Origin of the sequence: Anatilimnocola aquadivae, assembly GCF_049819085.1 — a bacterium.
GTDB lineage: Bacteria > Planctomycetota > Planctomycetia > Pirellulales > Pirellulaceae > Anatilimnocola.
Genome location: NZ_CP187419.1, coordinates 212,496 through 236,203 on the forward strand (window position 1 = coordinate 212,496; position 23,708 = coordinate 236,203).

The 23,708-nt window shown below is 59.2% G+C and carries 18 protein-coding genes; 8 read left to right on the plus strand and 10 right to left on the minus strand.

The window, feature by feature from the left end; all coding sequences use genetic code 11:
- Positions 1-30 precede the first annotated feature (30 nt).
- The 3 genes from NA78x_RS00870 to NA78x_RS00880 are packed head-to-tail and all read left to right on the plus strand — an operon-like array spanning position 31 to position 3,090.
- The gene (locus NA78x_RS00870) at positions 31-1,653 is read left to right on the plus strand and encodes a hypothetical protein (protein WP_425616526.1); all 1,623 of its coding nucleotides are present in this window, start codon (positions 31-33) and stop codon (positions 1,651-1,653) included.
- 45 nt (positions 1,654-1,698) lie between these two features.
- Positions 1,699-2,475 (plus strand): 5'/3'-nucleotidase SurE, encoded by a 777-nt coding sequence (gene surE / locus NA78x_RS00875; protein ID WP_425616527.1) that lies wholly within the window; start codon positions 1,699-1,701, stop codon positions 2,473-2,475.
- A gap of 39 nt (positions 2,476-2,514) precedes the next feature.
- Positions 2,515-3,090 carry a hypothetical protein gene (locus NA78x_RS00880; protein WP_425616528.1) on the plus strand — a complete coding sequence of 192 codons (576 nt, stop codon included), beginning with the start codon at positions 2,515-2,517 and terminating at the stop codon, positions 3,088-3,090.
- A gap of 356 nt (positions 3,091-3,446) precedes the next feature.
- Here the strand turns inward: NA78x_RS00880 and NA78x_RS00885 are convergent, their stop codons facing one another.
- The 3 genes from NA78x_RS00885 to NA78x_RS00895 all read right to left on the minus strand — a co-directional run bounded on the left by NA78x_RS00885 (position 3,447) and on the right by NA78x_RS00895 (position 7,918).
- Positions 3,447-4,583, minus strand: coding sequence for a hypothetical protein (locus NA78x_RS00885; RefSeq protein ID WP_425616529.1), 1,137 nt, complete (start codon positions 4,581-4,583; stop codon positions 3,447-3,449).
- The gene (locus NA78x_RS00890) at positions 4,580-5,602 is read right to left on the minus strand and encodes a zinc-binding alcohol dehydrogenase family protein (protein ID WP_425616530.1); all 1,023 of its coding nucleotides are present in this window, start codon (positions 5,600-5,602) and stop codon (positions 4,580-4,582) included. Before NA78x_RS00890 ends, NA78x_RS00885 begins: the two co-directional genes overlap by 4 nt.
- Positions 5,603-5,686: 84 nt before the next feature.
- Positions 5,687-7,918: an NADP-dependent isocitrate dehydrogenase gene (locus NA78x_RS00895; RefSeq protein WP_425616531.1), complete on the minus strand. Its 2,232-nt coding sequence runs from the start codon at positions 7,916-7,918 to the stop codon at positions 5,687-5,689.
- Between the two features lie 310 nt (positions 7,919-8,228).
- On the opposite strand from NA78x_RS00895, the gene NA78x_RS00900 reads away from it, so the two are divergent.
- From NA78x_RS00900 to NA78x_RS00920, 5 genes are all read left to right on the plus strand, one after another.
- Complete coding sequence (locus NA78x_RS00900) at positions 8,229-8,717, plus strand: CBS domain-containing protein (protein ID WP_425616532.1); 489 nt, start codon at positions 8,229-8,231, stop codon at positions 8,715-8,717.
- A gap of 258 nt (positions 8,718-8,975) precedes the next feature.
- Positions 8,976-10,022 (plus strand): Gfo/Idh/MocA family protein, encoded by a 1,047-nt coding sequence (locus NA78x_RS00905; RefSeq protein ID WP_425616533.1) that lies wholly within the window; start codon positions 8,976-8,978, stop codon positions 10,020-10,022.
- A gap of 272 nt (positions 10,023-10,294) precedes the next feature.
- Positions 10,295-11,410: a Gfo/Idh/MocA family protein gene (locus NA78x_RS00910; RefSeq protein ID WP_425616534.1), complete on the plus strand. Its 1,116-nt coding sequence runs from the start codon at positions 10,295-10,297 to the stop codon at positions 11,408-11,410.
- A gap of 102 nt (positions 11,411-11,512) precedes the next feature.
- Positions 11,513-15,910 (plus strand): PVC-type heme-binding CxxCH protein, encoded by a 4,398-nt coding sequence (locus NA78x_RS00915; protein WP_425616535.1) that lies wholly within the window; start codon positions 11,513-11,515, stop codon positions 15,908-15,910.
- 15 nt (positions 15,911-15,925) lie between these two features.
- On the plus strand, positions 15,926-16,606 hold the full coding sequence (locus tag NA78x_RS00920) for a hypothetical protein (RefSeq protein WP_425616536.1): 681 nt from the start codon (positions 15,926-15,928) through the stop codon (positions 16,604-16,606).
- A 1,030-nt stretch (positions 16,607-17,636) separates the two neighbouring features.
- Here NA78x_RS00920 and NA78x_RS00925 read toward each other — a convergent pair.
- From NA78x_RS00925 to NA78x_RS00955, 7 genes are all read right to left on the minus strand, one after another.
- Positions 17,637-18,875 (minus strand): PQQ-binding-like beta-propeller repeat protein, encoded by a 1,239-nt coding sequence (locus NA78x_RS00925; RefSeq protein WP_425616537.1) that lies wholly within the window; start codon positions 18,873-18,875, stop codon positions 17,637-17,639.
- A 12-nt stretch (positions 18,876-18,887) separates the two neighbouring features.
- On the minus strand, positions 18,888-19,973 hold the full coding sequence (locus NA78x_RS00930; RefSeq protein WP_425616538.1) for a TIGR00730 family Rossman fold protein: 1,086 nt from the start codon (positions 19,971-19,973) through the stop codon (positions 18,888-18,890).
- A gap of 128 nt (positions 19,974-20,101) precedes the next feature.
- Positions 20,102-20,344: a hypothetical protein gene (locus tag NA78x_RS00935; protein WP_425616539.1), complete on the minus strand. Its 243-nt coding sequence runs from the start codon at positions 20,342-20,344 to the stop codon at positions 20,102-20,104.
- A 4-nt stretch (positions 20,345-20,348) separates the two neighbouring features.
- Positions 20,349-21,260, minus strand: coding sequence for a phosphatidate cytidylyltransferase (locus tag NA78x_RS00940; protein ID WP_425616540.1), 912 nt, complete (start codon positions 21,258-21,260; stop codon positions 20,349-20,351).
- Between the two features lie 11 nt (positions 21,261-21,271).
- A complete protein-coding gene (locus tag NA78x_RS00945) occupies positions 21,272-22,012 on the minus strand; it encodes an isoprenyl transferase (protein ID WP_425616541.1) in 741 nt (246 codons plus the stop codon).
- A gap of 72 nt (positions 22,013-22,084) precedes the next feature.
- Positions 22,085-23,035 (minus strand): hypothetical protein, encoded by a 951-nt coding sequence (locus NA78x_RS00950; RefSeq protein ID WP_425616542.1) that lies wholly within the window; start codon positions 23,033-23,035, stop codon positions 22,085-22,087.
- A gap of 11 nt (positions 23,036-23,046) precedes the next feature.
- Positions 23,047-23,634 carry a YceI family protein gene (locus NA78x_RS00955; protein WP_425616543.1) on the minus strand — a complete coding sequence of 196 codons (588 nt, stop codon included), beginning with the start codon at positions 23,632-23,634 and terminating at the stop codon, positions 23,047-23,049.
- Positions 23,635-23,708: the final 74 nt, after the last annotated feature.

Here is a 23,708-nt window from a genome sequence, read left to right on the forward strand (position 1 = left end):
ACTGAGTTGGCCGAAAACGAGTGAATCGCCATGGAGCCCATCGCGCCCGTCAACGACGACAGCCGCACGCTTCGCTGGAGCATCTACGCGCTGTTGATTGCGATTTCGCTCGGCTCGATGGCCGCCCGCTTGATGCAAGTTCGCTCGGCGAGCTTGAAAGATCCTTCGCCCTTTTTGAGTGCCAACGATCGCAGCCGTTGGTGTACGGTCCGCTCACTGGTCGATCACGGCACCTACGCCATCGACGACGTGATCTTCGATGCTGAAGGCAATCGCCAACGTGCCTGGCACACGATCGACCTGGTGAAGCATCGCGGCCCCGATGGCAAGGAGCATTACTACTCGAGCAAGCCGACGCTACTTCCCACGATGCTCGCCGGCGAATACTGGCTGCTGAAGCAAGTCACCGGAACCACGTTCGCCGATAAGTACAAAGCGTTCTATCTCGCCCGGATCATGCTCCTGCTCAGCCAGGTGTTGCCGCTGGCCGGCGCGATGTGGCTGCTTACGTACCTGGTCGAACGCTTGGGCCACAGCACTTGGGGGCGCATCTTTGTGGTCGCCTGCGCCACGCAAGCGACGTTTCTCAGCACCTTCGCCATCACGCTCAACAATCACGTCATCGCGGCGGTCGCAATCGTCATCTCGCTCGTCGTGCTCTGGCCGATTTGGAACGACGAAAAGGCAAGCTGGTGGAACTACGCCCTCGGCGGACTCGCCAGCGCGTTCGCCGTCACCTGTGAGTTGCCAGCCCTCGCCTACTTCGGCCTCGTCGGCCTCGCAGTCCTTTGGAAATCGCCGCTTAAAACATTCGCTGCGTTTGTCCCCGCAGCAGCGGTCGTCTTTGCCGCAGCGCTTGGGACAAACTACCTCGCGCATCAAAGCTTGCGTCCGGCGTATGCTCATCGCAATCAAGATGGCCCGGTCATGCTCTCGGTGGCTCCGCATTTGGCCCGCGCCTTCGACGATGGTCAGTTGCCACCCGTCGTCAGCAGCGAGTTGAAAAGTAAAGCCATCGACCTCTCGTCGCAAACCATCATCGAGCCCCGTGTGAAGGGCGAGCGCTGGGTCATTTGGGACGTCGACGGTCACGATCGGCTGGCCGTGCAACTAGTCGATAACACCAGCCTCGAAGTTCGCGCCTGGGACGATTGGTACGACTACGAAGGGACCTACTGGACGGCTGATCGCTTGCAAGGTGTCGACAAAGGCGAGCAGTCCGTCGCCGTCTATGCCCTGCATGTGCTCATCGGCCATCACGGGCTCTTTTCGCTCACGCCGGTCTGGTTGCTGAGTGTCTGCGGCCTCTACCTTTGGCTGCGCGCTGAGCGGACCGTGCTCTGGTGGTTCGCAGCAGCCGTCTCGTTGCTCACTGTGGTCGTGCTGGCCTTTTATCTCACGCGGCCACTCATCGATCGTAATTACGGCGGTGTGACCAGCGGCCTGCGCTGGCTGTTCTGGCTCATTCCGCTCTGGTTGCTCGCCATGATTCCCGCCGCCGACGAGATTGCCAAATCGCGACTCGGGCGTAATGTGGCGGTGGCGATGTTTCTGGTGAGCGTCTTCAGTGCGAACTATGCGACGCTGAATCCCTGGTCGCAGCCTTGGCTGTTCGAATACTGGCAGCATCTGGGTTGGATCAATTACGAATGACGAAACGGATTGTTGTCTTGCAGCGGTAAAAGGAGTTTGCGAAACGTGCTGATCTTGTTGACGAACGATGATGGAATTTACGCTCCCGGCCTGCGAGCGCTCGAAGACGAACTGCGCCAGATTGCTGAGGTGCGCGTTGTGGCCCCCGCGACCGAGCAGAGCGGCGTCGGCCACTCGATCACCTTCCTCCGCCCCCTCGTGCCCAAGGAAGTCTACGACCAGCACGACCGGCTGCGAGGCTGGGCCGTCGACGGCAGTCCCGCCGACTGCGTGAAGCTCGGCATCTTCGAATTCTGTCAGCGCCCGCCCGATATTGTCGTCAGCGGCATCAACGGCGGCCTGAATGCCGGCATCAACGTCCTCTACTCGGGCACAGTCGCCGCAGCCATCGAAGGAGCCTTCTTCGGCATTACCAGCATTGCCTGTTCGCTCGAATTTCACGAACACGCGAAGTATCGTGCCGCAGCCAAGATGTGCCGCAGCGTGATCGAACAGATCCTTGAGAAAAAGGGGCCCGAACCGGTTCTCTACAATCTCAACATTCCTACCGCAGCCACCGAACGGGACGAGAACGAACTGAAGGTCGTGCCGATGGGGGTCTCGCGCTATGGTGAGCACTTTGCGAAGGGAGTCGACCCGAAGGGCCGCACTTATTACTGGGCGACCAACGATCCGCCCCCGCGACCCGAAGGGCACGAAACCGATATCACGGCCATCACCAAAGGCTATCTCACGCTCACTCCGCTGCAATACAATATGACTCGTCACAACACGCTCGCCGAAATGGAACAGTGGAAGTTCACGGTCCCTGTGATCGAATAACTCCCTCGCCTGCGCACCTTAACCGCTTGAGGAACTCTCATGTCGAAGTACTTGCTCTTGGCCTTGGGCCTGTTGTTCCTCGGCGGCTGTGGCCCTTCACAGCCCGTTGCTTCGAACACTTCGGCACCTGCAAACGATCCAGTGCCTACGGCGATGCCCGGCCCGCCGCCACCAACAACCATGCCGGGTCCACCCGCGCCATCGCTTCCAGGATCTCTACCGCCGAGCCTTCCCGGTCCGCCCAGCCCAGTCTTGCCCGAACCGCCAGCTACACCAACCGAGCCGCTGCCACCGGCACTTCCGCCCGGCGAATCAGTAAAAGCTGAAGTGGGCGTCGGTGCGAAAGGTCGCAGCCTCGATAACGAAACGGGCTTCATCGTTGAACCGGCGAAGACACTCTTCGCCTTCCGCGAGAAAGCCGTCTTCGATATCTCGATTCCCTCTGCCATGAAGCTGTTCGAGGCCTCCGAAGGTCGCTACCCCAACTCCGACGAAGAGTTCATGCAGAAGATCATCAAAGACAACAACATCAAGCTCCCCGTTCTCCCTGCTGGCCAGATCTACTACTACGATCCCGAAACGCACGACCTGATGGTTCGCAAACCGGCGAAGTAGAGGCAAGTTTTGAGTTCGTAGTTCGTAGTTTGAAGTTACTTCCTCCCTCGCCTCGGTACTCCGGGGAGAGGGTCGGGGTGAGGGGCCTGCCTCTCCAACCATCTCAGCCATTCCTAACGCACAATTACGCCAGCCTCACTGCGGTAGAAAAGTTTGGGATGGCTGATGCAACATTGCAGCCTGCTGAACCGGGGGCCGTTCACAAACTGGGGGTAGTTTGTGAACAGCAGTTGCAGTATCTCTCGGGTGCGGCGCGCGTCAGTGTTCACAAACCGGGTAGGCTTGTGAACAAATTTTGCCCCCGGCGATCTGAGGGAAGATGACTTGCGCTGCAACTGCCCTGCTGAGGGTGTCGGTTAGATGCGTGCGGCAATGACTTCAGCGAGGCGCTGAGGAGACTTGCCGAAGAGTTGCACGTATTCGTCGTGGGTGGTTTGCAGGCGGACGCGAACCTTGTCGGCGTGATTGAGGGCGATGTCGGCCAGCTTGTGGTGCTGATAGGGATTGCGGAGGCGGTCGAAGGTAGCATCGGCGAAGGCGGCGACGCCGGGCACACGGTAGGCAATGGCCGGCACGATCTCTTCGTAGAGCAGATCGCGGAGCCAGCGAGTGGCTCGGGCATCGCGGAGCACGTCCTGCACCGTTACAAAGCCCTTGGGCAGATACCTGGCCACCATGGCACTGTGCAGGCCGTTGAGGATGCGGACCTTGCGCAGGTAACAGACCGAAAGATCGTCGACGAGTTGAATGGCCGGGTGAGAGAACATGAGCGGATCGCCACTGGCGGGCTTCTCGATGGCCCACAAGGCGTAAGGTTCCGCGCAGGTGAGGAGCGAGTCGTGCTTGGCCAGTGGATGTTCGGCGGGAGGACCGGTGACGATGCAATCGACCAGGTTATTGAGCCATTGGCATTCGCTGCTGATCCACTGCGTGAACTCGGCGGGCAAAGCCCAGACGCTGGCTTGTTCGAGGACGAGAGCTCGCAGTTTGTCAGCGTTCCGTTCGATCAGTTCGCAGGGGAGGATGGTCACGCCGCGCAGGCTGTGATTGAAGCGGACCCACAAGACTTGGGTCAGTTTGCCGGGCAACGAAGCGGGTGGGTGACTCGTCAGCCGATCGACCGGATCGATTTGGTAACCAGCTTCTGTGGCGTTCGAGACGATGTACTTCAGTTCGCCGGCGACCGAGACGCGGAGCACTTCGCGCCAATCGTCGGCAGCCACAATCGAGCGGCTGATGCTGTTTACCTTCTCGGGGCGCTCGATGAGTTCGCCCTGCTCGTAACCGCGGACCAGGACCGTGAAGCCATCGTCTTGTGCGTGCAGCGAATCGGCGCGACTATCGGCGGTGCGTTGCACGACGACGATTCGCCCGACACCTTGCCCGCTGTCGTTCGCCTGCTGAATGAAGCGATCGACGAACGAGCGGAGGAAGCGACCGGCCCCGAACTGCAGCACCGTTTCTGGCAACTGCTGAGCATCGACCTGGCTCATTCTCCCACCTCAACCACCGCTTTGATGACACCCGTTTCCGGCCTGGTGTAGGAAGGAAAGACTTCGATGAGTTGCTCGAACGGCGAGCGATGTGTGATCCACGGCGTCGTGTTGATTTGGCCCGCTTCCATCAGCCCGATGATGCGGGTGAAGTCGCGCGGCAAGGCATTGCGCGAGCAGAGCAGTGTGCCTTCCGGTCGATGAAACACGGGATGCTTGAACTTCACCTCGTCCGTCGTGATGCCGACATAGACCAAGCGACCACCCGGAGCCACGAGTCCAAAGGCGTTTGACATCGAGACAGCCGAGCCTGTGGCGTCGATGACCACTTCCGGCAAATGACCTTCGGTCAAATCACGCAGGTCCTTTTCCAGATTTTCACTGAGCAGCACCGTATGATCGGCACCCATTACTTCGCGACAAAACTGCAATCGCTGGGCGTTCATGTCGAGGACGATGATCTTGGCACCGGTGAGCTTGGCAAAGACGAGCGTCGCCAGGCCAATGGGCCCCGCGCCGATGATCAGGCAGTATTCGTCGGACTTCAGTTCGCTGCGATCAACCGCATGGCAGCCGATGGCGAGCGTCTCGACGAGGGCCAGTTGCTCGAACTGCAGCTTCGTCGAAACGTGCAGCTTTCGCGCGGGCAGAATGAAGTACGGCCGCAACCCGCCGTCGCGATGCACGCCGAGCACTTGCAACTTTTCGCAGCAGTTCGGCTTGCCCTTGCGGCTGGAATAGCTGTTGGGATCGTTGATGTAGGGTTCGACCGAGCAACGATCGCCGGCCTTCACGTTGGCAACATCGGCACCGACCTCGATCACTTCCACGCCCAGCTCATGGCCGGGAATGCGCGGATAGCTGAAGAAGGGCATTTTGCCGAGATAGCCGCTGAGATCGGTTCCGCAGATTCCCACTCGATGCACTCGCACCAGCGCTTCGCCGGGACCAGGCTTCTCCGGCGCGGGAATCTCGATCTGTTTCCAATGCTTGGGAGCTTCGAGCTGGAGAGCTTTCATGGCGGGGGAGGGGTTAGGGACTGGGGGCCAGGAACTAGGGAAAGGTAAGCACAGAAGGAGGAGCTAGAGGATTTTCTCTAGTCCCTAGCTCCTAGCCCCTAGTCCCTCCAGAATTTGATTCAGCGTCGCACTGGGGCGCAGCGCGGCCGCTGCTTTGGCATCGTCGGGCTGGTAGTAGCCGCCGACGTCGACGGGCTTGCCTTGCACGGCGAGCAGTTCGGCCACGATTTCCGATTCAGCAGCGGTCAGTTTTTCGGCGATGGGGGTGAAGATCTTCTTCAGTTCGGCATCGTCGTTTTGCGCGGCGAGGGCCTGAGCCCAGTAGAGAGCCAGATAGAAGTGCGAGCCGCGATTGTCGATGGTCCCGAGTTTGCGACCGGGGGACTTATCGTGTTCGAGAAACTTGCCGTTAGCCGTGTCGAGCGTATCGGCCAGGACCTTCGCCTTGGCATGCTTTTCGACAATGCTGAGATGTTCCAGCGATGCGGCGATGGCAAAGAACTCGCCCAGCGAATCCCAACGCAGATAGTTCTCTTGCTGGAACTGCTCAACGTGCTTGGGTGCCGAGCCACCAGCGCCTGTTTCGAAGAGTCCGCCGCCATTCATCAGCGGGACAATCGAAAGCATCTTGGCACTGGTGCCGACTTCGAGAATCGGGAACAGGTCGGTGTTGTAATCGCGCAGTACGTTGCCGGTGACCGAGATGGTATCGAGTCCTTGCTTGATCCGCTCCAAGCTGAACTTGCAAGCTTCGGCAGGAGGAAGCACGCGGATATCGAGACCCGTGGTGTCGTGGTCTTTCAGGTACTTGTCGACCTTGGCCAGAATCTGGGCGTCGTGCGCGCGGTTCTTATCGAGCCAGAACACAGCAGGGGTGTTCGAGAGCCGCGCGCGATTCACGGCGAGCTTCACCCAGTCTTGCACCGGAGCGCCTTTCGTCTGGCAAGCGCGCCAGATGTCGCCCGCTTCGACGGTGTGTTCCAGCAGCGTCTTGCCATCGGAGTCGACAACGCGAATCTGGCCAGCACCGGGAGCTTCGAATGTTTTGTTGTGCGAGCCGTACTCTTCGGCCGCTTGGGCCATCAGGCCGACGTTCGGGACCGAACCCATCGTCTTGGGATCGAGCGCGCCGTGCTCGCGGCAGAAGTCGACGGTCGCCTGATAGATGCCGGCATACGAGCTATCGGGAATGACGGCCAGGGTGTCTTGCAGCTTGCCTTGCTTGTCGTACATCTTGCCGCCAGCGCGAACCATGGCGGGCATCGAAGCATCGACAATCACATCACTGGGAACGTGAAAGTTGGTGATCCCCTGATCGGAGTTGACCATCGCCACACCGGGCCCAGCAGCAAACGCAGCTTGAATATCGGCATCAATGGCAGCCTTCTCAGCGGCCGGCAGTTTCTCGATTTTGGCGAGCAGATCTCCGAAGCCGTTTTTCAGATCGACGCCCAGCTTGGTGAAGGTGGCTTCGTGCTTGGCGAAGACCGTTTTGAAGAACTCGCGGACGACGTGACCAAAGATGATCGGGTCCGAGACCTTCATCATCGTGGCCTTGAGGTGGAGCGAGAACAGCAGACCCTCGGCCTTGGCCCGGGCGATCTGCTCGCTGACAAACTTGACCAGCGAGGCCTTGCGCAGGCAGGTGGCGTCGATGATCTCGCCGGCGAGAAGCGGCGTCTTGTCCTTGAGGACGGTGGTTGTGCCATCGTTGCCGACGAACTCAATCTTCACCGTGGTTGCAGCGGGAACCGTGACCGACTTTTCATTCGAGAAGAAATCGTCTTTTCCCATCGTGGCGATGTTGGTCTTCGAGTCCTTCGACCAGGCACCCATCGAATGCGGATGCTTGCGAGCGTAGTCCTTCACGGCCTTCGGTGCTCGGCGATCGGAGTTGCCTTCGCGCAGGACGGGATTCACCGCAGAGCCTTGCACTTTGTCGTAGCGGGCCTTGGCGTCTTTCTCGGCGTCGGTCTGAGGCGACTCGGGATAATTCGGCACCGCGTAGCCGTGCTTTTGCAGTTCCGCGATGGCTTCCTTGAGCTGCGGGACCGAGGCCGAAATGTTTGGCAACTTGATGATGTTGGCGTCGGGCTTGAGCGTCATCGCGCCCAGTTCGGCCAGAGCGTTGGGAAGCTGTTGCGCCGCGGGAAGTTGATCGGCGAAGGCGGAGAGAATGCGACCTGCCAGCGAAATGTCGCGCGTCTCGACAGCAATGCCAGCTTGCCGCGTAAACGCTTGCACAATGGGGAGCAGCGAGTAAGTGGCCAGGGCAGGAGCTTCGTCGGTCTTGGTATAGATGATGGTAGGCGACATGTTTTGAGCCAGACAGTGAACAGGGTGCAAAGAAGTCCGGTTCGCCGAATCAGCGAGCTGAGTTGCGGAGCCCACAGAATCGAGGCTGAAGAGAGTCAGCCAACCGCTGGCTGCAGCGACAGCCAGCACGGCCGGAACCGAAAAACTAGCACAGCCCCTACAGGCCGTCAACGCGGCGACTTCGCCAGCAAAATCGGGCCAAATGGCGACGTGCTGCGTACAATTAGTTGCCCGCACCCATTTCGCGTCTTACGCTTGCCGAGCGGAATCATCCGCGGGACGACTTTCGTCTTTGTAGGTGCCAACGACCGTGAACCGAACCGAGCAAAAACGCGATTGGTTGCAAGTTGCCTTCGAACAGGCAGCTCAGGCCGAGCGTCTGCACGCGCTGACCGCGGCCGACGTCATGACGCTGCAACCACGCACGGTCAGCACCCGCACCACAGCAGCCGAACTGGTCAAGCACTTTCACGACTGCCGCTTTCGCCACTTTCTAGTGGTCGAAAACGAACGCCTCGTGGGCGTGATCAGCGACCGCGATGTCATTCGCCTCTTCGGTCTCGACGACTTCCCGGAACGGAACGAGCTCGAAGCGCTCACCGCCGGCGAACTGATGAGCACCGACCTGGTGACCGTCGAACGTCACACGCCGCTCATCAAAGCGGTCGAACTGATCGTCGAGAACGGCATCAGCTGCTTGCCCGTCATCGAAGACAATCGTCCGGTCGGTATCGTCACCACGACCGATCTCTATCTGACACTCGAGCAACTGCTGCGGCAGTTTTCGGCTCGGCGGTAGTTATCTTTCGCAATCGGCCCGTTGGCATTACAACGATGGCACGCGCTCGAATGGAGAGCGCGCTAGTGAGTTGCGATTGGCTGAACGGCTCTCCCGGCAGCAGTAATCGTCAATCCAGGTTCCCAACGTCTCGGCGACCAGCGCCAAAGGGTCGGGAGTATGTTTCGGGTTGAGAGTCTATCTGTATCGCTGAAACCATCGCCCGAAAATACTCGCCGACCCTGATCCCAGCAGCCCTTCAGCAGAGGTTACCGCATCATGATTCGCGTAGGCATTGTCGGCATCGGCTTCATGGGTTGGATTCACTACCTGGCCTATCAAAAGACCAAGGGAATGAAGCTCGCCGCCATCTGCACCCGGGACGACAAGAAGCTGGCTGGCGATTGGCGCGATATCAAAGGGAACTTCGGTCCTCCCGGCAAACAGGTCGACCTGAGCGACGTCGGCGCTTATGCCGAGCTGAAGGACCTGCTCGCTGATCCCGAAATCGATCTCGTCGATCTCTGCTTGCCGCCGCACCTGCACGCCTCCGCAGCAATCGCGGCGTTCAAAGCCGGTAAGCACGTCTTTGTCGAAAAGCCGATGGCGCTCACCGCCACCGATTGCGACAAAATGGTCAAAGCGGCCGAACAAACCGGGAAGCAACTGTTTGTCGGCCACGTGCTGCCGCTATTGCCCGAGTACGCCATCGCGCGCAAGCTGATCAACAGCGGCAAGTACGGCAAGTTGCTTGGCGGGCACTTTCAACGCGTGATTTCCGATCCGCTCTGGCTGAAGGATTTCTTCGATCCGCAGAAAGCGGGCGGTCCAGCCATCGATCTGCACGTGCACGATGCCCACTTCATTCGCTTGCTCTTTGGCATGCCGACTGCGGTCACCAGCCAAGGTCGCCTGCGCGGCGAAGTGGCTGAGTACTTCAATACGCAGTTCACGTTTGGCGATCCCGATTTGGCCGTGACTGCCACCAGTGGCATCGTCCGGCAACAAGGCCGCTCGTTCACGCACGGCTTCGAGATCCACCTGGAAAAAGCCACGCTCTATTTCAATCTGGCCGTCCTGGCCGACCAACCGCTGCAAGTCACGCCGCTGACCTTGCTCGATAGCAAGGGAGCCGTCGAGTTCCCTGCCATGCCCGCTGGCGATCCGATGCTCACCGCCTTCGAAGCTGAGATCAAAGAAGTGGCCAGTTGCCTGAAGAGTAACAAACCGTCCAGCATCCTCGGCGGCGATCTCGCTCGCGACGCCATCGTGCTGGCTCTCAAGCAGCAAGAGTCGGTCAAGAAGCGGAAACCAGTCAAGGTTTAGAACCTGCTGGCCATACATCAGCTGCGCGTCCTCGTGCGCCGTCTTCCTATGTGGGTGAACAGCCGCTTCTGCGCGGCCTCCCACTTCAGCCACCCCGGGTGATTTATGCAAACAACTGAAAGAAAATAGCGCCGCGGGGATAGCTTCTCGATTTGAATTTACTAAACTACTGAAAGAAATGTTTCTCGCAGCACGATCGAGTACGCTGTAGGCGTTGAATTGGACCTCTCTCCTCGCACCGCTGCGGCGGTCGATTCACACGTGGAGCAACTATGAGCGGCAAGAAGTGGAACGTGGCGATGGTTGGGCTAGGCTTTGGTGCCGAGTTCATTCCCATCTATCAGGCTCATCCGCAGGCCAACGTCTATGCCATCTGCCAGCGCAACGCTGAGAAGATGAACGTCGTCGGCGATCGTTTCCAGATCGAAAAGCGATACACCAGCTACGACGACGTGCTGAAAGATCCCAACGTCGACTTCGTTCACATCAACAGCCCGATTCCCGATCACGCATCGATGTCGCTGGCCGCTCTCAAGGCCGGCAAGCATGTGATGTGCACGGTGCCGATGGCCACCACCATCGACGACTGCCGCCAGATTGTCGAAATGGTGAAGAAGACGGGGCTCAAATACATGATGGCCGAAACGGTCGTCTATGCCCGCGAGTATCTGTTCATCAAGGATCTCTACAAGAAGGGTGAACTCGGCAAGATTCAGCATCTGGCCGCGTCGCATCCGCAAGACATGGATGGCTGGCCAGATTACTGGGAAAAGATGATTCCCATGCACTACGCCACACACGTGGTAAGTCCTTGCTTGGGCCTCGTCGATGGCAAGGCCGAGTACGTTAGCTGTTTCGGCAGCGGTACCGTGCGTGAAGACATCGCGAAGAAGTCGGGCAACAAGTTCGCCGTCGAAAGCTGCCACATCAAGGTCAAGGACAGCGACATCACCGCGCACATCTGGCGGTTTTTGTACGACGTCGCGCGGCAGTATCGCGAAAGCTTTGATGTCTACGGCACCAAGAAAAGCTTTGAGTGGACGCTGGTCGAAGGGGAACCTCACGTGCTGCATACGGCCAAGAAGCCGGAGCACGAAATTGCCTCCAAGATCGAAGTTCCCGATTTTGCCCACTTGCTTCCCGAACCGATTCGCAAATTCACCAAGTCGATTCAGGACGCCGATCACCTCTCGTTCATTCAAGGTGGCGGTCACGGTGGCTCGCACCCGCACCTGGTCAACGAAATGATCAGCGCGCTGAGCGAAAACCGCGATCCGGCCCCCAACGCCGTGACCGCCGCCAACTGGACCTGCGTCGGCATCTGTGCCCACGAATCGGCCCTCAAGGGTGGCGAAATCGTCAAGTTGCCGGACTTTACGCTGGGCTAAGATAAGAAATGAATACCACCGAGGCGCAGAGGGCACGAAGAACATCTCTTCCTCTCTGCGAACTCTGTGTCTCTGGGGTATATCTCCTCCAAAGGTGACGCGATGACTCTCTCCTCTCTACGTCCCGCTTGCTTACTATTCTTGGCGGCGCTTCTCGCCACCTCAGCTACCGCTGCAGACGCTCCCAAGCGTCTCAAGCTGCTGTTCCTTGGCGACAACGCCGGGCACAAGCCTGTTGAGCGATTCAAGCTCATCGAGCCGGTTCTGAAAGATCGTGGCATCGACCTGACGTACACCGACCAGGCGAGCGACCTGAACGCCAAGACCCTCGGCGGCTACGATGGCCTCGTCATCTATGCGAACACCACCGAGATCTCGCCCGAGCAAGAGCAAGCTTTGCTCGACTACGTCGCCAGCGGCAAGGGCTTCGTGCCGCTGCACTGCGCGTCGTATTGCTTTTTGAACTCGCCCAAGTACATCGCCCTGGTTGGTGCTCAGTTCAAGCGACATGGCACCGGCATCTTCCGCACGCAGATCGGCGAAGCCGATCACCCGCTGATGCGAGGCTACGGCGGCTTCGAAAGCTGGGACGAAACTTACGTACACGACAAGCACAACCCGACCGATCGCACGGTGCTGGAATACCGCGAAGACAAAGAAGGCAAGGAACCTTGGACCTGGGTGCGCACGCAAGGCGAAGGCCGCGTCTTCTACACCGCCTGGGGTCACGATGCTCGCACTTGGGGCAACCCTGGCTTCCAGAACTTGCTCGAGCGGGGCATTCGCTGGGCCGTGAAAGACAATCCAGCCATCGTGCCCGTCTTCGCCGATCGCCCGCAGATGACCAAGGTCTCGAAGGATGTGAAGCCTTTCGAGTATGTCGGTGCCGATGTTCCCTATTACGCGCCGGGCAAGCGAGGCAATTCGCAAGAGAAGTGGCAGATGCAACTGCCGGTCACTCCCGCAGAGTCCATGAAGCACCTGGTGACACCCGTCGGCTTTCACGTTGAACTGTTCGTAGCCGAGCCCGAGTTGCAGGGTAAGCCAATCTGCATGAACTGGGACGAACGGGGCCGGCTGTGGGTTTGCGAAACCGTCGACTATCCCAACGAACTGCAGCCGAAGGGTGAAGGCCGCGATCGCATCCGCATTTGTGAAGACACTGACGGCGATGGCCGCGCCGACAAGTTCACCGTTTTTGCCGACAAGCTGAGCATTCCCACGAGTCTGGTGTTTTGCCAGGGGGGTGTGATTGTGCATCAAGCGCCCGATACGCTTTTCCTCAAAGATGAAGACGGCGACGATAAGGCCGATACCCGCCGCCCGCTCTTCACGGGCTGGTCGACCGGCGACACGCACGCCGGGCCGAGCAATCTGCGCTATGGTCTCGATAACTGGTACTACGGCCAGGTCGGCTACGCGGGTTTTCAAGGTCAAATCGCGGGGCAGCCCCAATCGTTCAAGCAGGGCTTTTATCGCTTCAAAGTTGCTGCCGGCAAAAATGGCCCTGAGGTCACGCAGTTCGAATTCCTCCGCAACACCAACAACAACAGCTGGGGCGTGGGTATCAGCGAAGAAGGGATTTTGCTGGGCAGCACCGCGAACGGTAACCCGAGCGTGTACATGCCGATCGCCAATCGCTACTACGAGCAAGTGCGAGGCTGGAACAGCAGCGTGCTGGGTACGATTGCCGAGAGTGACAAGTTCGATCCCATCACCGACAAGATTCGCGAGGTCGATCATCACGGCAGCTTTACGGCGGCCGCTGGTCACGCGCTCTACACCGCGCGAACTTACCCGCGCGAGTATTGGAACCGGACGGCCTTCGTTACCGATCCGACGGGTCACTTAGCCGCAACGTTCGTCCTCAATCGCAATGGTGCCGACTTCAGCAGCAAGAACAGCTGGAACCTGCTCGCCAGCGACGACGAATGGACCGCGCCCATCATGGCCGAGGTCGGCCCCGATGGTCATGTGTGGGTCATCGATTGGTACAACTACATCGTCCAGCACAATCCGACGCCCGCTGGCTTTAAGAATGGCCGCGGCAACGCCTACGAAACCAACCTCCGCGATAAGAAGCACGGCCGCATCTATCGCGTTGTCTACACGACAGCAGAAAAGCAAAAGGCGTTCTCGTTGAAAGATGCTTCGCCCGAAACACTGGTGAAGACGCTCTCCAACGACAATATGTTCTGGCGGTTGCACGCCCAACGGTTGCTGGTGGAACGCAAGGATCATTCGCAATTCGACGCTGTTGCGGAATTGATTGAGAAGAGCAAGGAAGCTGACTCTTGGACGGCGGCAGCGCATGCGATTTGGGTTTTAAATCAAATCGTTACTTCTGAAACAGGGGCAGATTATGCAGACGCGATTGCCGCTTGCCTGCAACATCCGGCAGGCGGCGTTCGTCGCAATGCGCTGTTGGCGATGATGAGCGACTCAGAGCGAACTGGATTGGCTGTGGGCGACAACGTACCCAGGCTGTTCCGTCATTTGAAAAAGGATGACCCCGATGCGCAAGTGCGGCTGGCAATGTTTCTGGCGATGGCAGATCACAAAACTTCGTTCGGGGCAGTCGACAGTTTGGCGGCATTGCAGGACAGCGAAGTGCTTCGTGATCGGTGGCTGCTCGATGCCGCCACCGCGGCAGCGGCCCGAGGCGATTCGGCAGTCCTCGCCATTGCACTTCACCGCGAAGTGAAACTGAACCTTTCGAACCCGCTAACTCGTGAGCGGCTGGCCTTGGTCGCACAACATTTCGCCCGCGGTGACGAAGCCGATCAGATCATCGGTCGCTTGCTGAGCTCGGCTGAAACGCGTGATCCTTTGGTTATCAGCACAATCGTCGGCGGATTGGAGAAAGGTTGGCCGCGTGGCAAAAAAGCGACGCTCACCAATAAACAAGAACTCGCTCTTGCTAGCTTGCTGAAGATTGTTCCCGCTGCCGAGCAATCGACTGTTATTTCGCTGGCGCGCAAACTCGGCAGCCAGAAGCTGGATCAATACGCGGGCGAGATTGCCGCGGCGCTCCTCAAGACCGTCGAGAATGCGGAAGCCACCGACACCGCGCGTGTCGATGCCGCGAAGCAACTCGTGGAGTTCCGCAAGAACGATCCCGAAGTGGCCGGTCAGTTGTTCGCACTTCTGTCCCCGCGCATCTCGCCCCAACTGGCCACCGGCCTGATTGAAGCAGCCGCCAAGAGCGAATCTCCAGCGACGGGCAAAGCACTTTTGGCCAGCTTGGCGAAAGTAACTCCCGCGGTCCGCCCCGCTGTCATGCAAGCCATTGTCTCGCGCGGTGAATGGACCAAAGCGATGCTCGATGCGGCGGATGCCAGCGAGTTCTCGCTCAGCGAATTATCCCTCGATCAAAAGCAGTCCCTCGCTGCGCACCCCGATCGCACCCTGCGCGAGCGAGCCAAGACGTTGCTCGCTGCCGGTGGTGGCTTGCCCAATGCCGATCGCCAGAAGGTGATCGAAGAACTGGCTTCGATTGGCACCACCACGGGCGACCCGATTGCGGGCAAAGTTGCCTTCAAAAAGGTTTGTGCCAAGTGCCACATGCATAGCGGCGAGGGTACGAAGGTCGGTCCGGACCTGACCGGCATGGCTGTGCATCCCAAGCGGGAACTGATGATTCACCTGCTCGATCCCAGCCGTAGTGTGGAAGGGAACTACCGCGCTTATACGGTGCTGATCGACGACGGTCGCGTCCTTACCGGCCTGCTCGCTTCCGAAAGCAAGACAGCTGTGGAGCTGATCGACGCCGAAGGGAAGAAGCATGCCGTGCAGCGCGACCAGATCGAAGAGCTGGCGCAATCGACCAAGTCGCTGATGCCCGAAGGCTTCGAAAAGCAGCTCACCAAAACCGAGTTGACCGATCTGCTGGAGTTTATGACCCAGCGGGGCAAGTTCATGCCGATTGCCCTCGACAAGGTGGCTTCGATTGTCACGACCAAGGGAATGTTCTACGACGAAAAGGCCCCCGAGCAACGGCTGGTGTTCGACGATTGGTCCCCCAAGACGTTCGAAGGAGTGCCGTTTCAGCTGATCGATCCGCAAGGCGATAAAATCCCGAACGCGATTCTGTTCTATGGCCCGCAAGGTAAATTCCCGCCGACGATGCCCAAGAATGTCTCGCTGCCGTGCAATGCGCCGGCCAAGCAGATTCACATGCTGAGCGGCGTCGCGGGTTGGGCCTCGCCCTATAGCGCGCGGGAGTCGACTTCGCTGATTGTTCGCCTCCGTTACGAAGACGGCAGCCGCGAAGATCACGAACTGAAGAACGCGGTCCACTTCGCCGACTACATCCGCCGCGTCGATGTCCCCGGCAGCAAGTTCGCCTTCGGCCTCCGCGGCCAGCAACTGCGCTACCTCTCGATCGTCCCCAAAAAGCCCGATACCATCGCCACCATCGAACTCGTCAAAGGGAACGACGACACCGCCCCCATCGTGATGGCGGTTACGGTGGAAACACTGACGCCGGAGAAGAAGTAGAGCAGGGCAGAACCGGTGCGTTACTACGAGGCTTACATTCAGCGAGTCACCCTGCGAGAATTCATCCGCATCGCCTATCCCAACACCTTCTCAGCCCTATTTACCTGGCTGTGGATCCAGTTGGGTGTCGTGCGGTGGACGCCGCAGATCTGTCCGCGTGAAGAATGGGAGATCGACGCGCCGGTAAGACTCGACGATTGCGAGGAGCCGGTCCGCAGCAGTCTGACCGACGCCGCGCATCAGGCGGAAGCCGATGGCTTCATCGAGCCGATTGTTTTCCACTACCGCAGTATGGGATTTAACAACCTGCCGATGGTAACGGGCTGTTTACGGGCTCGGCATGCCCAAGGTAACGCCATCTTGCAGGCAATTCACACCGCCCCCGTCGGGATCGCGGGGATGTGTTGCTTGCAAGTGGTCAGCTTTCTCAGTGACGGCCGAGCGATCGCTACGGCGAACAATCGTCGCACTTTCAATTCAGCCCCCGGATTGGAAGCCACGTTTTTACCCGGCGCGAAATTAAACGTGCTTGTGGCTGCCCACGAACAGAAGCTGCGAAGCAGCGCTGCGCGTGTCGTCTCCTTAAGAAACAACGCCGATATGGTGCGGGAGTTGGAGCAACTCTCGGAGCGGTTCTTCGCCCACATGACCGCTCGTGGGATCATGCGGGAAGTACGGAATCCCGTCACTGGGTGAAACTCCCCCGGGGTCGGCGAGTCTTTGGCGAAGAGCGATTCAGCCACTGCAGATTGCTTTACTCGCCATAGACTCCTGACCCCCAGGCTCTGAGTTGCAGCTGCTCGTGGACCATTACGGCCTTCGCTTTGTCTCCGATTTTGCGAGGGGGAGGCCGATGGAGCGTCTGCGCGATTGGGGTCGGGAGTCTATGGCGAGTTGGGGTTCGGTGAGTGGTGAGTCGTTCGTCGCCAAAGACTCGCCGACCCCTGGGTTTTTGTGTCAATAAATAGTTGACAATAAATCAACATGTCGGAATAATTAACTGATAAGTGAGAGCTGTCCACCAAGGCCGATTTTTCTTCTCGGCGCTTTGGTGTGCCGCTGCGCGCTTGTGCGAGAGTCGCTAGGTCAGCGGTTATTTGCTGGCAATGAATTCTCGTAGCAGATCTTTTGCAACCTGGTGGAAAGTTATCGATCTGCTGCGCAGCAGATGTGCAATTTGTCGTGTGCAGCCGCTACAAACCAAGGGAAGCGTGTTTGCCCTTGCTGTTCGGACGTTCTCGGGCCGCCACGGTTAACACCACAGGAACAACCCCCACCAAATGGTTGTTATCAAATGGTTGTCAAGAAATCGCCCTATAACCAACAACATTTAGTTTTAAGTTGTTTAGAAATAATCGCTTAGATAGGGTTTGTCGCCGCGAAAAATTGCGTCAAAAAGTTATCAAAGCGGTTGAGCAGGGGGGTGTTCAGCTGAGTTGATTTGTGACGAGATTGCGACCGTGTTAACGGGGTCGGCGAGTCTTTGGCGAAGAGCGACTGAGCGATTGGAGTTTACTTCACTCGCCATAGACTCCTGACCCCAACGATTGAGATCGGCAGTTGATCGCAAGCCTCAGGGCGATTCGAAATGCCAGCTCGACCAAAGCTACTTCAGCCCTGCAGTCAATCGAGCAGCTACCAGAAAGGGTCGGGAGTCTATGGCGAGCAGTGACTCGCGGAAGTAGCTGGGTCGCTCGTCGCCAAAGACTCGCCGACCCCGGGTTTGCTATTCGCCGACGGGGAGGCAGATGAGTTTGCCTTGGCCGTTCTCGGTGGTGCGAGTGAGGAAGCGGCCTTGGGAGAGTGCGGGTATGGCGCGAGTTTTGTCAGTGGTGAAATTCGCGCGAGCCAGTTCGCGATAAGCGGTGCTATCGGCTGCGGCGAGCACGAGTTCGCCGGTGAGCTTGGCCAGGAGCAGTTTGTCGTCGGCGAGGATCACATGGGCGATGCCAAAGCCTGGCTTCTCCCAGGCGATCTTGCCGGTCTTGGCTTCGATGCAGCGGAGTGCGCCGGGAGTGCCGGAGTCTTCGCGACCGTGAATGCCGTAGAGGTAGCCCTTGTGATAAATGGGGGTCACGTACTGACTGCTAAGGACATCGCCGTTGTGCCAGCGAACCTCGGCCGGCGATTGCACGGTCGCGAGAACCGCCTCGATGTTGTAACTGGCGGTAAGAAACACCGTGCCATCGAAAACGAGCGGCGTGGCCGCATTTACCGTGGGCCCGCGAGCACCAAAGGGGAGCAACTTGCTGGTGGTGCCCGTGGCGGGATCGACGAGGAGGGCGTTCATGCGCGTGACGAACAGAGCTTGCGGCTTGCCGGCGATGGTGACGGTCGTGGGGGACGCGTAGCTGGTTCCTTCGTCGGTGGCCTGCCACACGGTCTTGCCGGTCTTGGCATCGACGCCAACGAGGCCGGCCTTGCGACCACCGACGTTGCAGATGACGCGGTCGCCGATCACCAGCGGAGTGCTGCCCGCACCGAAGTAGTTTTCGTCACCGGCGTAGTCGGCAAACAGGCTGCGAGACCAGCGCTCTTCGCCATTCTTGAGAGCCACGCAATGCAGATCGCCGGCTGCACCAAAGACGTACACCGAATCACCGACGACGACCGGCACACAGCGGGGGCCGGTATCGGAATCGATGCCACCGCGATAGGTCGCGAGGAAGGCGGTGCGCCAGATGAGCTTGCCGGTGGTGAGATCGACCGACTCGATGATCTCTTCATCGTCTTTGCGATGGAACACCAGCACTTGCTTGCCGACGACCGCGGGGCCGGCATAGCCGCTGCCGAGAGGATAGGTCCACTCGGGTTTGAGGCCCGCGGCGGGCCATTTTACTCGGAGTTTTTCGCCCTCGGCGTGGCCATCGCGATTCGGGCCGAGGATTTGGGGCCAATCACCGGCCCAGGATGCGGTGGCGATGAACAGCAAGCACAAGACGGACAGGCCGCGCGAAATAAGCATGGTGAGAGGTCTCTATTTTTTGCCGAAGCGGTTCTCGAGCAGGCAACCTTGATTGATGCAGTCGATGAGCAAGCGCAGACGGCCAAAGCTGCGGCGATTGAACGTGAAGACGAGCCGCGACTTGCCGGCGAGATCGGGTTCGTCCTTCTCGGCGGGCAAGGCGTCCCGCTGCGTGAACGTGCCTTCGTGCAGAATGTCTGTGAAGTTGGCTTGGATGGCTTCGAGCAGCGTGGGCTCGATGGGTTCGTTCAAGCGGAAGACGAGTTCTCGCTTTACGTAGCGCATGCTGTGATAGATCTTGAAGAAGTTGAGGACTTCGTTCAGGGCCGTTTCGTAGTTGTCGCAGACGGTGTACAGGTATTGATCTTCGGGCGAGATCAGCCGATTGCCGAGCAAGTGGGTGATGAGGAATTCGTTGAGGTCGGCCCAGTACTTGCCGCCGGGAGGATCGAGCAGCACGACTGGGACCATATCGCGCTTGCCGGTTTGCAGCAGCGTGATGACCTCCATGGCTTCGTCGAGCGTGCCGAAGCCGCCGGGCAAACAGACGACCGCATCGCACTCTTTCACGAACATCAGCTTGCGCGTGAAGAAGTACTTCATGTGGACGAGTTTGTGATCGTCGCGAATCACGGGGTTCGCCTGCTGCTCGAAGGGCAGCATGATATTGAGCCCCATCGAGTGCTCGCGGCCGGCGCCTTGATGGCCAGCCTCCATGATGCCCGCGGCGGCACCGGTGACGACGAGCCAATCGTTCTCGGCAAAGACACGGCCCAGGTGCACGGCCTCTTGATAGGCGGGCTCTTCGGGCTTGGTGCGGGCCGAACCGAAGACGGTCACTTTCCGCCGCTTGCGGTAAGGGGAGAAGACTTTGAACGCGTAGCGAAGCTCTCGCAGCGTGCGGCTGATGAGTTTGAGATCGCCCCGGCTGCTGCCATCGGCGGCCATCTTGTCGGCCGATTCTTTGATGGTCTGAATCAGGTCTTCGATGTGCTTGAGGCGGTCGTCGTCGTTGCCAGTCGCGGCTCCATCGGGGTTGAACCGCGGAATGACCGGATCGGGTACGAGGTCGCCTTCTTTGATTTCGTCTTCTGCCACAGTTTTGCGCTCCGGTCACGTCGGTCGGCGATTTGCCAACAGGTTCCTGAGGGGATTATACGCGGCTTCGGTGAGGAAGCGGTAAGGCGAACAACAAGTGATTAAGGAACGCCTCTTTTCGATGCCATCTACCTGCGAAACATGAAAGCAATCAGGGCCGCGAGAAACAGCCAACCACAGACTGCAATCACCCCCAGGGCCCACGACCCGTCGCGGACCTTCGTCGTCGCAAACCAGCAGATCAAAGCCATGACCACCAGAAAGCAAGACAGCGGATTATTCAGCAGCCCCGACAAGCCGAGACCAATCACGACACACAGCAGTGCGATGGTGGAGAAGCCGAACTGCAGTTGCTCGCGCGTCTCACTCACTTGGTCACCTCACCCAGCCCATGTGCCAGAACAAATAGGCGACCGGGGCAGCGATGAGTACGCTGTCAATGATATCGAGCACGCCGCCGAGGCCCGGGAGCCAGGTGCTGCTGTCTTTGCGGTTCATGTCGCGCTTGAGCAGCGACTCTGCCAGGTCGCCGTGCATGCCGGCGAGGGTGAGCGCGAGGCCATAGAGCAAGATGGCAATCAGCGGCGGGGAAGCATGCGCGGCAGCAGCTTCCTTGGAAAGAAGTGCCGGCTGCAAATAGGTGAAGCTGAGCCAGCTGGCCGCGCAGCCCGTAAGTACGCCACCGAGCGCTCCTTGCCAGGTTTTGCCGGGGCTCAACAGCGGCGTCATCTTGTGGCGGCCGATGAGGCGACCGAGTGTGTACGCGCCGGTATCGGCAAACTTCACGACGATGGGTATGGAGAGAAACGCAAACGTGCCGAACTGCAGACGTTGCCAGGCGAGAAACGTCATGAGTCCGCCGACGTAGATCATGGCGAACAGCGCGAGGGCCGCGTTGACGATGGCCCCTTCGCCCGCTTTGCGAAAGCGAGCCATTTCACCGCCGAAGGCGAGAATGACGCCACCAGCGACCGCAAGCATCGGCCAGCCTTCCCAGGCTGGTTCAAGCGTGCCACCAAACTGGGCCCAGACATCCTTCAGCAGTTTCTCGGCACCAGCGAGGGCAATGCCCACGCTGCCGACGTAGGTGACCCATTCGACGGGACGGTGATTTTGGTTTCGCAGCAGCGAGATGACTTCTTCGGTCCCGAGGACCGTGACGATGAGCAGCACCGGCAACAGCCAGACGCCAGGTAAGCCGAGGCCGACTTCGCGATGGTCGAGCGCGACGAGGGCGAGCATCACCGCAATGATGATGAAGGAGGAGAGCAATCGCCAACGAAGCACGGCCGACCCTTTCAGCTCTTGAGCCCACCGAAGCGGCGATCGCGCCCGGCGAAATCGCGCAGGGCTTGATGCAGGTCGGCAATCTCGAACTCGGGCCAGCAGCGCTCGGTCACCCACAACTCGGCATAGCTGATTTGCCACAACAGATAATTGCTGATGCGCATTTCGCCCGCGGTGCGAATCAGCAAATCGGGATCGGGCATTCCCTTGGTGTACAGATGGTCGGAGATTGTCTGCTCGTCGATCTGGTCCACCTGCAACAGGCCATCCTTCACGCGCTGGGCAATGGCGCGGGTGGCATCGACGATTTCCATCCGGCTGCCGTAGTTGATAGCCAGGCATAGTCGCGTGCCGTTGTTTGCCGCGCTCAGACGAACGGTCTCGTCCATTTCGCGGAGCGTGGCCGGCGGGATTCCTTCGCGGCGACCAATGATCGAAACGACGATGTTCTGCTTCAGAATGGTCGCTCGCTCTTCGATCATGTACTGCTCGAGCAAGTGCATGAGAAAATCGAGTTCCCGCTGCGGCCGCTTCCAGTTTTCGCTGCTAAGGCAATAGAGCGTGAGTTGTTCGAGGTGGAGCCGAGCGGCCTCTTCGACCGTTTGTCGCACGCTGCTGACGCCACGACGGTGACCCTCGATGCGCGGCAGGTTGCGCCGCTGAGCCCACCGGCCATTGCCATCCATGATGACAGCAACATGCCTCGGTCGACGTTCCGGTGGAACGTCGAAGGTGGCGTCAGTGCTAAGCATGGCGGATTGGGACACGGCGGTTTCTGGCGAAGGGGTAGCGAATGCGACGTTGCTACTGCCACCAAAATACCATCAGTGGCTTGCGACGAACACTGCCGAAGAGGGGCTCTGCAGCCGCAAACTCCATTCGTCGGTACTTTCCGGAGCCAGCAAAGCGGTGGCCAATACATAGCCGATGATGGCCAGTGGAATAACGGCGACGGCGATCGTCTTTGCGATCACCGCGGGCCAGCCAACCAGTCGCGCCAGCGGACCAAACGCAAACAGCCATAGCACCAACGGTGAAGCGGGAACGAGCAGCAATACATAATTGCGCTCGGTCGCTTCGATAGCACCAACAAAAGCACCGCCTATGGAGAGGAGTGCATAGACAGGAATCAAGCCTGCGGTTGCCAGGCCAAGCGACTCTTCGCTCAGCGGCTCCTGCGCTTTCCCTCGATTGGCCAAGACCATTGCCAGCCAGCAACCAATCAGCGAGGGGACGAGCAAGAACGCCGTTTGCGCCATCATCAGCGAACCTTCGACAGCGATGATCGGCACGCTGCACATCACGGTAGCCGCCAACAGGACTACGAACAGCTTGCCTCGCAGGCGAGTCGGCAGCAGTGCGAGCAACAAACTCACGAGCGCGGTATAGGCAGCCAGCAGCGGAATCATCACCGAGCGGCCGGGCTCTAGATCGTCCCATTGCGGCACGAGTTGCGACGCACCCAGTAACCCGAGCAGCAAATACAGCAGGTACTTACCCCAAGCAGGCAGCGGAACCAAGACGCTTAAGCAGCCAACCACGGCCCCGCTGATCGCCAGGTGTGGCAACCAATGCCAATGTCTCGCGGGTACCAGCGGCGCCCAATCCGGCAGCAGCACATAGCCCACAAAGAACGCCCCGGCAGTGGCAATCGCCAGCGAGCAGCGCCCCGCTACGGACTGGGGTGCAAACCGCAGCAGGGGCAGCGCCACGAACAACGCTGTGATCGTGGGGATCACAGCAGAGAACAACACAAATTGAAGCTCGTCAGTCATACGCCACGTGCTTACTGAGCAACGGTCTTTTCGCCGACGACCACCGTCATCGAGACTTTGTCATCCACCTTGCCAGCGCCGTAGGTCATGCCAAACTCGCTCCGTTGAATGGCGAATTCGCTCTTCAGGCTGATGCCATCGGGAGCAACGGTCAGTGTCGCGGGAAAGCTGATTTCCTTGGTCACGCCGTGCAAGGTGAGCTTGCCAGTGACGGTGGCCTGGCCATCTTTGCCGGGCACGACCTTGGTCGACTCGAACTTGGCCTTCGGATACTCGCGCACCTCGAAGAAGTCGGCGTTCTTCAGGTGATCGGTCAGCTTGGGAATCGTGGTGAAGAGCGAGCTGGTATCGATGTCGGCGGTGATGCCGGTCAACGACTTGGTTGCGGGATCGACCTTCACCTGGCCCGTGAATTTGCCAAAGCCGCCCGTGCGCGGATCTGGCTTATCGCCCGAATGCGTGCCGACGAACGTGATCTTCGAGTTGGCGTTCGAGATCGTTGCCACACCCTTATCCAGCGGGACGACCTCGGCCGTGGCCACGCTGGCGAGTCCCCAAATCAGCCCCATCACTGCCGACCAAGCAAATACGATACGCATGCCATTACTCCTCAAAAGATAAAGCAGGAACTTGTCGATTCGACGGCTCCGCCTGCGGACTAAACCTAGCAGAG